Source organism: Monashia sp. HAY1-5C, from assembly GCF_056755255.1.
Genome location: NZ_JBPGXG010000150.1, coordinates 1 through 10,550, shown reverse-complemented (window position 1 = coordinate 10,550; position 10,550 = coordinate 1). Strand labels below are relative to the sequence as shown.

General features: G+C 73.9%; 12 protein-coding genes. 7 read left to right on the top strand and 5 right to left on the bottom strand.

Annotated features, from left to right (window positions below):
- Nucleotides 1-367 precede the first annotated feature (367 nt).
- From ACR9ZK_RS18345 to ACR9ZK_RS18335, 3 genes are all read left to right on the top strand, one after another.
- Nucleotides 368-2,029 carry a helix-turn-helix domain-containing protein gene (locus ACR9ZK_RS18345; protein WP_481343399.1) on the top strand — a complete coding sequence of 554 codons (1,662 nt, stop codon included), beginning with the start codon at nucleotides 368-370 and terminating at the stop codon, nucleotides 2,027-2,029.
- 104 nt (nucleotides 2,030-2,133) lie between these two features.
- The gene (locus tag ACR9ZK_RS18340; protein WP_481343398.1) at nucleotides 2,134-2,637 is read left to right on the top strand and encodes a YciI family protein; all 504 of its coding nucleotides are present in this window, start codon (nucleotides 2,134-2,136) and stop codon (nucleotides 2,635-2,637) included.
- Nucleotides 2,638-3,933 carry a DUF6596 domain-containing protein gene (locus ACR9ZK_RS18335; protein WP_481343397.1) on the top strand — a complete coding sequence of 432 codons (1,296 nt, stop codon included), beginning with the start codon at nucleotides 2,638-2,640 and terminating at the stop codon, nucleotides 3,931-3,933.
- 34 nt (nucleotides 3,934-3,967) lie between these two features.
- On the opposite strand, the gene ACR9ZK_RS18330 is transcribed toward ACR9ZK_RS18335, so the two are convergent.
- On the bottom strand, nucleotides 3,968-4,507 hold the full coding sequence (locus tag ACR9ZK_RS18330; RefSeq protein WP_481343396.1) for a DinB family protein: 540 nt from the start codon (nucleotides 4,505-4,507) through the stop codon (nucleotides 3,968-3,970).
- A gap of 72 nt (nucleotides 4,508-4,579) precedes the next feature.
- Between ACR9ZK_RS18330 and ACR9ZK_RS18325 the strand changes: the two genes are divergently transcribed.
- The 3 genes from ACR9ZK_RS18325 to ACR9ZK_RS18315 all read left to right on the top strand — a co-directional run bounded on the left by ACR9ZK_RS18325 (nucleotide 4,580) and on the right by ACR9ZK_RS18315 (nucleotide 8,077).
- A complete protein-coding gene (locus tag ACR9ZK_RS18325) occupies nucleotides 4,580-5,206 on the top strand; it encodes a LysE family translocator (RefSeq protein ID WP_481343395.1) in 627 nt (208 codons plus the stop codon).
- A 67-nt stretch (nucleotides 5,207-5,273) separates the two neighbouring features.
- Entirely contained in the window at nucleotides 5,274-6,779 is a 1,506-nt protein-coding gene (locus ACR9ZK_RS18320; protein ID WP_481343394.1) for an FAD-binding oxidoreductase, read from the top strand.
- Nucleotides 6,776-8,077: a class I SAM-dependent methyltransferase gene (locus ACR9ZK_RS18315; protein WP_481343393.1), complete on the top strand. Its 1,302-nt coding sequence runs from the start codon at nucleotides 6,776-6,778 to the stop codon at nucleotides 8,075-8,077. The genes ACR9ZK_RS18320 and ACR9ZK_RS18315 overlap by 4 nt, the downstream gene beginning before the upstream one ends.
- A 45-nt stretch (nucleotides 8,078-8,122) precedes the next feature.
- Here ACR9ZK_RS18315 and ACR9ZK_RS18310 read toward each other — a convergent pair whose 3' ends face one another.
- From ACR9ZK_RS18310 to ACR9ZK_RS18300, 3 genes are all read right to left on the bottom strand, one after another.
- On the bottom strand, nucleotides 8,123-8,521 hold the full coding sequence (locus ACR9ZK_RS18310) for a VOC family protein (RefSeq protein ID WP_481343392.1): 399 nt from the start codon (nucleotides 8,519-8,521) through the stop codon (nucleotides 8,123-8,125).
- Between the two features lie 53 nt (nucleotides 8,522-8,574).
- On the bottom strand, nucleotides 8,575-8,835 hold the full coding sequence (locus ACR9ZK_RS18305; protein ID WP_481343391.1) for a metal-sensitive transcriptional regulator: 261 nt from the start codon (nucleotides 8,833-8,835) through the stop codon (nucleotides 8,575-8,577).
- Between the two features lie 94 nt (nucleotides 8,836-8,929).
- Nucleotides 8,930-9,472, bottom strand: coding sequence for a hypothetical protein (locus ACR9ZK_RS18300; RefSeq protein ID WP_481343390.1), 543 nt, complete (start codon nucleotides 9,470-9,472; stop codon nucleotides 8,930-8,932).
- A gap of 119 nt (nucleotides 9,473-9,591) precedes the next feature.
- Here ACR9ZK_RS18300 and ACR9ZK_RS18295 point away from each other — a divergent pair, with 119 nt between their 5' ends.
- Nucleotides 9,592-9,828 (top strand): ECF-type sigma factor, encoded by a 237-nt coding sequence (locus ACR9ZK_RS18295; RefSeq protein WP_481343389.1) that lies wholly within the window; start codon nucleotides 9,592-9,594, stop codon nucleotides 9,826-9,828.
- Between the two features lie 48 nt (nucleotides 9,829-9,876).
- On the opposite strand, the gene ACR9ZK_RS18290 is transcribed toward ACR9ZK_RS18295, so the two are convergent.
- Nucleotides 9,877-10,494 (bottom strand): class I SAM-dependent methyltransferase, encoded by a 618-nt coding sequence (locus tag ACR9ZK_RS18290; RefSeq protein ID WP_481343388.1) that lies wholly within the window; start codon nucleotides 10,492-10,494, stop codon nucleotides 9,877-9,879.
- Between the last annotated feature and the right edge of the window lie 56 nt (nucleotides 10,495-10,550).

Genomic DNA, 10,550 nt, shown 5'->3' with positions numbered 1-10,550 from the left:
TCCGTCGTCGGCAGCGTCAGATGTGTATAAGAGACAGTCCCCCTGCCCTGCAACCCCCTCCACCACCATGGCTCGGCACGCGGAGCAATGCTGAGCGCCCGGGGGAACTCCCGGAACCGCTCCGCTCGCCCTTCGCCCTGCCCGGCAACCGCCCCCTCACCACCATGGCTCGGCACGCGGAGCAATGCTGAGCGGCCGGAGGGGCACCTCCGACTCGCCGCGGGTGCGGTACACAGGCACGTGGCGAAGGTTCGGGTCGCTGCCAGCCGCCATGCCGTCGTCCACATCCTCCTTGGTCACCTCATGGCGTCCACAGGCCGGGCCGAGCCCAAGGGTGGCCAGCTCAGGCCCGCGTCAGGGTACGGACATGAGCTCCAGCAGCCCGCGCCCCGCGAGCCCCGTCGGCAGTCCCCTCGACCTCGGTGCCGAGGCGTTCGGCGACGCCCTGCGACACGTCCGTCGGGTGCACCGGCTCAGCCAGCGGCAGCTCGCGAGCTGGCTGCAGGTCCCTCGGTCGCGGGTGGGGCGCCTCGAGGCCGGCGACCTCGGGATCAGCCTGGGGGATGCCATCGGGCTCTTCCGGGTGCTCGGGTTCCGGATCGTGCCCTCGCACGACTTCCCGTGCCGGCCGCGACCGGACCAGTTGCCCGGCCGCGACGTCGACCGCAGCCCGAACCGGTGTGAGGAATGGTTCCTCGACGGCGCGATCGTGCACCGCGACGACGCGGGCCGCGCGTTCCCGGCCCACGGCGTGACCGACAGCGCGCTGGTCCCGGGCCACTGGGGTGCCCGTTACGGCTGGGGCCCGACCGACCGGGTGCCCTGGGTGCACGACCGTCGTGGCCCGCGCGCTCCGGGCGCTCCGGCAGGGCAGGATGGCGGCATGTCCCCGACGAACCCGAACCCGGGAGACGCCCCCGGCGCTGCCGACGCCACCGACGCCACCGACGCCACCGACACGAACGACGCCACCGACACGAACGCCGCGACCGCCCCGAGCGACGACACCGCTGCGGCCGCGGCGGTGGTGGCCGCCTCGTCGCCGCAGATCCGCGCCGCCGTCGAGGAGTACGCCGCGCGGCGGCCCGCGCTGGAGGTGGCCACGCACCGGTTCATCGAGCTCGTGCGCGACCTGCTCGACGACGCCGGCATCAACTACCTCAGCGTCACCGGGCGGACCAAGAGCGTCGAGTCCTTCGCCGCCAAGGCCGAGCGACGGCGCGACGGCCGCCTCGTCCACCCCGACCCGCTCGAGGACATCACCGACGGCGTCGGGGTCCGCGTCATCACCTACGTGCCCGACGACGTCACAGCCGTCGCCGAGCTGCTCGCGGAGGAGCTCGCCGTCCTCGACGACCGCGATCTCGGCAAGGAGACCGCCCGCTCGGGCCGGTTCGGGTACGCCAGCCGGCACCTGCTCGTCGGCATCGACGCGAGCCGCACGGTGCCCCGTGAGTACGAGTCGCTGGGCCGGCAGAACGCGTCGGTCCAGGTGCGGACCGTCCTGCAGCACGCCTGGGCCGAGTTCGAGCACGACATCCGCTACAAGGGCAGCGTCCCCGAGGAGCACGCGAGCGACCTCGACCGCCGCTTCACCCTCGCCGCCGGGCTCATCGAGCTCGCCGACCGGGAGTTCTCCGCCATCCGCGGGCGCCTGCAGAAGGTGCTGCCGACGCGTCCGGCCGACACCGGCGAGCGCCCGGCCCCCGGCATCGCGGCGCAGGACCTCGCCAAGTTCCTCGCCCACCGGTACACCGACGCCGGCTGGTCCCGCGCCGACCACTACACCTGGATCTCGGGGCTGCTGCTCGAGCTCGGCGTGACGTCCGTCGACCAGCTCAGGGAGGTGCTCGGACCCGACGACGGCGCCGACCTCACCGAGCGGATGGGCTACAAGTACCCGCCCGGCGCGGTCCGCCGCCTCGACGACGCCCTCCTGCAGCGCTTCGCCGAGCGCTACCTCGCCCTCGACGGCAACGCCCACCGGCGCGAGTCCCTCGCCGCCCGCCTGCAGAAGCTGCGCGCCTGAACGGCCGGAGACTTCTCCACGGCTCGTGTCGATTCCGCCGAGTCGAGTTCGTCAGCATGATGTGACGAGGGTCGTCACGCATCCGCACCGACGAGGAGCCCACCATGACCGACACGTACGCCTACCTGATCCACGAGCCCGACTGGGACTCCGACGCCTTCCTCGCCGGGGCCCCGGACTCGAGCGCCCCGGCCGACAAGGACCCGTCCGCCCCCTCCGGCACGACGGGCGGCACGAGCGGCACGGGCAGCATGAGCGGCGCCGCCGTCGCGACCGTCGAGGCCCCAGCGGAGGCCCCCGCCCAGGCCGAGGGGTCGTTCCCCGCGCACCGCGCCTTCCAGGAGGCCGTCGCCCGGATGGGCGCCCGCATCGTCGGCGGCGCGGCCCTGCAGAACTCGCGGTACGGGGGCACCGTGACCCCCGGCTCCGGCGACCGGAAGGCCGAGGACGCCGTCTACACCGACGGCCCGTTCACCGACACCGCCGAGGTCATCACCGGCTTCTACCTCGTCGAGACGGACGACGAGGACACCGCCCGCCGGATCGCGGCACTCGTGCCGTCGGAGGGGCACGTCGAGTGGCGCAAGGTCTTCCCGACAGGGATGTGAGTGCCGCTCGCGCCGGGTGAGTTCGAGGAGGCGTGGCCGCGCGTCGTGCGCGCCCTCGCCTCCTTCACCGGCAGCCTCGACGACGCGGAGGAGTACGCCGCCGAGGCGGTCGCCCGCGCGGCCGAGCACGAGGAGCGCACCGGCAGGTCCATCGACTCGTGGACGGCCTGGTGCACGACCGTGGCCAAGCGGGCCTGGCTCGACGACACGCGTCGACGCGCCGCGCTGGACCGCCTCACACCGCAGCTCGTCACGCCGCAGGAGCGTCCCGAGGCCGACCCGACCGCGCAGCACGCCGCCGCCGACCACACCGCCATGGACACCGACGACCTGGCCCGCGAGGGGCTCGACGACCGCCTCGCCCTGCTCTACGTCGCCTGCGACGAGGCGCTGTCGCCCGCCTCGCGCATGGTCCTCGCCCTTCGCGTCGTCTGCGGTCTCACCGTCCCCGAGATCGCCGGCCACCTCGGGGTCCAGGACACCGCGGCCGCGGCCCGGCTGACCCGCGCGAAGAAGGCCCTGACGGACGCACGGGGAACCTTCCACGTGCCCGACGCCAGCGAGCGGGACCGCCGCCTGCCGGTGGTCCTCGCCTGCGTGTCCGGGATGTTCACCGTCGCGCACCGCACCGTCCTCGACCCCGCCGACGCCCTCGCGGACACCGGCCGCCAGGCCCTGTCCATCGCCGACGCGCTCGTCGCCGAGCACCCGGGCGACCCCGAGGTCCGGGGGCTGCGCGCCGTCATCCGGCTGGGCCTCGCGCGCCGGCCCGGTCGCCTCGACGCGGACGGCACCGGCCTGGCCCTCGACGAGGTGGACCGCCGCCGGTGGGACCGGGCCCTCGTCGCGGCCGGGCTCGACGACGCCACGGCCGCCACCCGCGGCGACGGACGCTTTGCGATCGAGGCCGTGATCGCCGGGCTGCACACGGCGGCACCGACGTTCGACGCGACGGACTGGCCCCGCATCGTCCAGCTCTACGGCGCGCTCGAGGAGCGCTGGCCCTCCCCCGCAGTCCGTGTCGCGCGCCTGGCCGCCACCGCGCACGCCCACCTCGCCGGACGCGCCGACGCCGTGGGTGACGCGCCGTCCCTGAGCGACGTCGAGCGCGAGCTGACCCTCCTCGCAGAGGCGGCACCCGCCTACGCGAGCCGTGACGCCGCCCTCGCCCTGGCCGACGTCGAGTGGCGCACCGGCCGGCGCGCCTCCGCGGCCACCCGCTACCGCGACCTCGCCGACGTGCTGCCCACGGAGCCGCTCCAACGCTTCTGCCTCCGCCGCGCGGCGTCGGCTTGACGGGCGGCATCGGCCTGACGGGCGGCTCGCCGCCTCACTCCCCGGTGACGCCGTCGAGCGACTCGCGGATGAGGTCGGCGTGGCCGTTGTGCCGGGCGTACTCCTCGATCATGTGCAGGATGATCCAGCGCAGGCTGAACTGGCGGCCCTCCTTGTGCGACGACACGACCGACAGCCGGTCCAGGCCTCCCGCGGCGAGCGCCTCGTCGATGTGGCGTCGGGCGGTCCCGACGGCCTCGTCCATGAGCCGGTGCAGCTCCTCCGGGCTGTCGTCCGCGGCCGAGGTCAGCTCCCAGTCCGGGTCGGCGTCCCAGTCGGCGGAGTCCCACGGCTGGCCCATCGGCCGGCCGTGCAGCACCCGTCCGAACCAGCTGGCCTCGTTGAGCGCGACGTGCTTGAGCAGGCCGCCGAGCGTCAGCGTCGACGGCCGGTGCGGGGTCGCGAGCTGCTCGGCGGTGAGACCCGCCGTCTTCCGGCGCAGGGTGTCGCGGTGGTAGTCGAGGAAGGCGAGGAGGGTGGTCGCCTCGTCGGCGGCGAGCGGCGGGTCGGTGCGGTCCGGCGCGGGTGCGGTCATGGCGCCCGACGCTAGTGTCCGGCCCGCGGAAAACGCATGTCGTTATCGGTGCCCCGGGCCCACACTGGGTCGGTGCCCAGCTCCAGCCAGTGGATCGCCTTCCTCGTCGCCTCGCTCCTGTTCATCCAGGTGCCGGGCCCGAGCCTGCTGTTCACCATCGGCCGAGCCCTGACCGTCGGCCGCCGCGAGGCGCTGCTGTCGGTCGTCGGCAACGCCCTCGGCGTCACGACGCAGGTGCTGCTCGTCGCGGTGGGCCTGGGGGCCGTCGTCGCCGCGAGCACCACCGCCTACGGCGTCGTCAAGGTCGCCGGTGCGGCGTACGTCATCTGGCTCGGCATCCAGGCGATCCGCCACCGCGCCGAGGCGCGTGAGGCGCTCGAGGCCCAGGTCGCGGCCAAGCGCGGACACGCCCTGCGCGTCGGGTTCGTCGTCGGCGTCACCAACCCCAAGACCATCCTGTTCTTCGTCGCCTTCCTGCCGCAGTTCACCAACACCGCGGCGGGCCACGTCGGCCTGCAGATGGCGGTGCTCGGCGTCGTCTTCGGGGCGATGGCGGTGTGCTCGGACAGCGTCTGGGCGCTGGCCGCCTCGAAGGCCCGCGACTGGTTCGCGCGCAAGCCGACCCGCCTGGACCGGCTCGGTGCGGCGGGCGGCACGATGATGGTCGGCCTCGGCGTCACGCTCCTCGCCCGCGAGTGACGACCGAGGGACGACACGGGAACGCGCCTGACTGCCACGTGGCCCGCGAGCATGCTTGAGTAGGACCGTGGCAACCGGTCAGGTCACCGCCCCGGCACTGCGTCCCGCACCGAGCGAGCGGCGGCGCGACCACGAGCGTGCCGTCGAGGCCGCCCGGCGGTCGTACGCGGCCATCCCGCCGGGCGCACGGGTGCGCCTGGCCAAGCGCACGTCCAACCTCTTCCGACCCCGCACCCCGACCGGGGCGCCGGGTCTGGACCTGTCCGGCCTGACCGGTGTCGTCGAGGTCGACCCGGAGGCGCAGACGGCGCGGGTCGGGGGCCTCACGACCTACGAGCAGCTCGTCGACGAGCTGCTGCCGCACGGGTTCGTGCCGCTCGTCGTGCCGCAGCTGCGGACCATCACCATCGGCGGGGCCGTCACCGGGCTCGGCATCGAGGCGGCCTCGTTCCGCAACGGGCTCCCGCACGAGTCGGTCCGGGAGATGCGGGTCCTCACGGGGGCCGGCGAGGTAGTGACCGCCACCCCCGAGGGCGAGCACGCCGAGCTGTTCCGCACCTTCCCCAACTCCTACGGGTCCCTCGGCTACGTGCTCGACCTCGTCATCGAGCTCGAGCAGGCGCACCCGTGGGTCCTGCTGCGGCACGTGCGGTTCGACGGCGTCGAGGCGCTCGTCGACGCGGTCGGCACCGTCATGGCGGACGCTGTGTGGTCCGGCGAGCGGGTCGACTTCGTCGACGGCGTCGTGTTCGGCCCGCGCGAGGCGTACCTGACGTTCGGCCGGTGGTCCGACGACGTGCCGCACGGCGCGCGACCCAGCGACTACACCGGCGAGCAGGTCTACTACCGCTCGATCCAGCACCGGCGCACCGACGTGCTGTCGGCCCACGACTACCTCTGGCGCTGGGACACCGACTGGTTCTGGTGCAGCCGGGCCTTCGGGGCCCAGGTCCCGACCGTGCGCCGCCTCTGGCCCCGGCACCTGCTGCGCAGCGACGTGTACTGGAAGATCGTCGCCCTGGAGAACCGCTACCGCCCGATGGCCCGGCTCGACCGGCTCCGGGGGCTGCCCCCGCGCGAGCGCGTCGTGCAGGACGTCGAGATCCCCCTCGCGCGCACGGCCGAGTTCCTCGACTGGTTCCTGCGCGAGGTGCCGATCGAGCCGGTGTGGCTGTGCCCGATCCGCCTGCGCGACAGCGACGTCCAGGCGTCGGTGCGCGACGCGGACGCCGACGCCGACGCGGACGCCGACGCGGACGCACCGGGCCGCTCCGACGCCGAGCCGACGCCGTGGCCGCTCTACCCCATGCGTCGGGGTGAGCCCTACGTCAACGTCGGGTTCTGGTCGACGGTCCCGATCGAGCCCGGCGCGTCCGACGGCGACGTCAACCGCCGCATCGAGGACGAGGTGACGCGCCTCGGCGGCCACAAGTCCCTCTACTCGGACGCCTACTACGACGAGGCGACCTTCGCGCGCCTCTACGGCGGCCCGGCCTACACGGAGGCCAAGAACAGGTACGACCCCGCGGGTCGGCTCCCGACCCTCTACGAGAAGGCGGTGCGAGCAGGATGACGACGCTGACGGTGGGCGAGGCGTTCGACCGGATCTACGGTGCGGACGCGCCGGTTCGGGTCGTCGCGTGGGACGGGTCGAGCGGGGGCAGCCCCGACGGGCTCGTCGTCCGGCTGACCGGCCCCGAGGCCCTCAACCATCTCGTGACGGCCCCCGGGGACCTCGGTCTGGCCCGGGCCTACCTCCTCGGCGAGCTCGTCATCGACGGCATCGACGAGGGCGACCCCTACGAGGTGCTGCGCGTGCTCGGCGAGGGCCTGCACCCCCGGCGGCCCGGCGCCCGCGACGCGCTCGAGCTGGTCAGGCTCATCGGCGCGAACCGCCCGCACGTGCCGCCGATCCCGCCCGAGGAGGCGCCGGGTCAGCTGCGCCGGCTGGCGCACGGGCTGCGCCACGGCCGGGCCCGCGACGCCGAGGCGATCCACCACCACTACGACGTCTCCAACGACTTCTACGAGCTCGTGCTCGGGCCCTCGATGACGTACACGTGCGCGTGCTACCCCTCCGAGACGGCCTCGCTCGAGGAGGCCCAGGCCTACAAGTACGACCTCGTCGCCCAGAAGCTCGGGCTGCGGCCCGGCATGCGGCTGCTCGACGTCGGCTGCGGCTGGGGCGGCATGGTGCGCCACGCGGTACGCCACTACGGCGTCACGGCGCTCGGCGTCACGCTCTCGCGCGAGCAGGCCTCGTGGGCGCAGCGGGCCATCGCCGCCGAGGGCCTGGCCGAGCGCGCCGAGGTGCGGCACTGCGACTACCGCGACGTCACCGAGCGCGGCTTCGACGCCATCAGCTCGATCGGGCTGACCGAGCACATCGGGGTGCGCAACTACCCGTCCTACTTCCGCTTCCTGCGCGAGCGGCTGCGCGACGAGGGCCGGCTGCTCAACCACTGCATCACCCGGCCGGACAACCGCCATGCAGGTCTTCCCGTCCGCGGCTTCATCAACAAGTACGTCTTCCCCGACGGCGAGCTGACCGGTTCGGGCGACATCGTGCGCGTCATGGAGGACGAGGGCTTCGAGGTCCGCCACCACGAGAACCTGCGCGAGCACTACGCCCGCACGACCGGAGCCTGGAACGCCAACCTCTCCAAGCACTGGGACCGGTGCGTCGAGCTCGCGGGTCTCGGCACGGCGCGCGTCTGGGGACTCTACCTGGCCGGGTCGCGACTCTCCTTCGAGCGCAACGAGATCCAGCTGCACCAGGTGCTCGCGTCCCGCACGAGCAGCGACGGCGTGTCCGGGTTCGCGTTGCGTCCGCGCTTCGAGCCGGCCGACCTCGAGCGGCCGTTGGGCTGACGCGTCGCCGACCGCTCGCGGTCAGAGGTCGCCGACCGCTCGCGGTCAGAGGTCGCCGGCGGCGCGCCGCTCGGCGTCGCTGCGCAGGATGCAGAACTCGTTGCCCTCCGGGTCGGCCATGACGACCCAGCCGCGGCCGTCCGGGGTGCGGCAGTCCTGGACGACGGTCGCACCGAGCCCCTCGACGCGGGCGACCTCGTCGTCGCGCGGGCGGTCGGTGGGGCGCAGGTCCAGGTGGACGCGGTTGCGCACCTGCTTGGCGTCCTCGACCTCGATGAACAGGAGCCGGTGCGACTCGTCCGGCGAGGAGATCATGCACTCCTCGTGGCCCGGCTCGTTCGGGTCGGCGGGGTCCTCGTGGTAACCGAGGAGGTCGGCCCACCAGACCGACTGGGCATGGGCGTCGAGGGCGTTGACGGTCGTGTGCGAGAGCTGCAGGGCCATGCCGGACATCCTGCTGGGGCCGACCACGCCCGGCCACCGGATATCGGCGGGTGTCAGGCCAGCGAGAGGAACAGCCGCTGCATCGTCTCGACGTCCATCTCGCCGTTGTCCGGGTCGGCGAGGCACTGGCGCAGGCCGAGCGCGATGACGGCGAACCCGGCGCGGTCCAGGGCCTTGGAGACGGCGGCGAGCTGCGTGACGATGTCCTGGCAGTCTCGGCCCTCCTCGATCATCCGCACGATGCCGCCGATCTGGCCCTGGGCACGGTTGAGCCGCTTGACGACGGCCTTCATCTCCTCGGCGTCGAGCTCCATGGGCGACCTCCTCGAGGACGGGAACGCCACGATGATACCCGGCGGCGTATCGGAACGGGCTTTCCCGCAGACTCTCCCAAGCAGGTAGGTCGCCTCAGTCGGAGCCGCCGAGGTCGACGTCGTAGGCCTCGTGGAGCAGGTCGTCGCCCTTGCTCCGGTGGCGCACGAGCCGCGCGACGAGATCGCCGACCTCCTCGCGGAAGACCGGCAGGTCGGCCATCGTCCCGCCGTGCTCGAGGACGGCGAGGTAGCCGTGGATGCAGTCGCGCAGCTCCGGGTGCTCCGCCCGCAGCCGGCCGGCGACCCCGGCCAGTCGGGGGGCGGCGTGCGCCGCACGGTCGTAGGCGCCGCCGCTGCTCTCGGTGAGCAGGACGTGGTCGTCGAAGTCGTGGGCCAGCTCGGCGAGGGCGGCCCGGACCCGCTCACGCCACATCCCGCCGCGGGCCAGGGGGGACTCGAGGGCCGCACCGACGGCGGTCACCGACTCACGCAGCTCGGCCCGGTGCGCCCGGACGCGCTCGAGGTGGGCGGCAAGACCGTCCGCGGGTGCGATGGCCGTCGACGGGCCGGCCGGCATCACGGCGTCGTCCGCGCCGCGGTCGGGCGCGACCTGCTCGGTCCCGGTCTGAACGTCCATGTCGACCCCCTCGATGCTCCTCCATGGTGCCCCGGCGCGCGACGCGCGTCCATACCCCCGGATCGGCGTCAACCATGGTTGACGCCTTGGCCGAGCGGGCGTAGCGTCGTCAACGCAGGTTGACGCAAAGGGGTGGACGGGTGGAGGTGGACGACGTGGTGCGGACCGCGCTCGCGACGGGTGACGACGACCCACGGGTGGCCCTGGCGGCGGCGCGGGAGCTGCGACGGGCTGCGGACCGGACCGAGGCCGCCGTCGTCCGGCGCGCCAGGGTCGCCGGCCTGGCCTGGGCCGAGATCGCCGATGCCCTCGGCGTCAGCCGGCAGGCGGTGCACAAGAGGTACGGACGTCGCTGAGCCGGCCAGCTGAGGCGGGGGTCGGCCTCGCGCCCGGGGCGTCCCTGCTCAGGTCCGGGACAGCACGACGACGGTGTCGAGCGCCTCGCGCGGGCCGTCCTCGGTCTGCACCGGCCGCACCCTGATGCCCGAGCGGACCGCCTCGACGGGGAGCCCGTCGACGAGGTCGAGCACCTCGTCGGGGTCGTGGAGCACCTCGCGGGCGCTCGGGCCGCCCCAGCCCTCGGTGAGGTTGCGGCCCGCGTGGCAGACGACGACGACATGACCCCCGGGGCGCACCGCCGCGACGCCGGCCGAGAAGGCGGCGCGCATCGGCTCTCGGGGCAGCTGCAGGTAGGAGAAGAGCACGAGGTCGTAGGAGGCGGGCTCCCCCGGCGCGCTCGTCGTCGCGTCGGCGACGAGCGGCGTCAGGCGCGATGCGTCGTCGCCGAGCAGGTCGGCAGCCCGGGTGCGCATCCGGTCCACGGCGACCTGCGAGTAGTCAGTGGCGACGACGCTCCAGCCCTGCTGCACCATCCAGATCGCGTTGCGGCCCTCGCCGGCCGCGACGTCGAGGGCGGTGCCGGGCGTGAGCGGCCCGACGATCTCGGCGACGAACCGGTTGGGCTCCACCGACCAGACGAGCTCGCTCGCCGCGTACCGCTCGTCCCAGGCATGTGCGTCCACGACCCCATCCTCGCTCACGCCGGACCGGCCGTGAGCCGGCGGACGCCGTCGTTCGA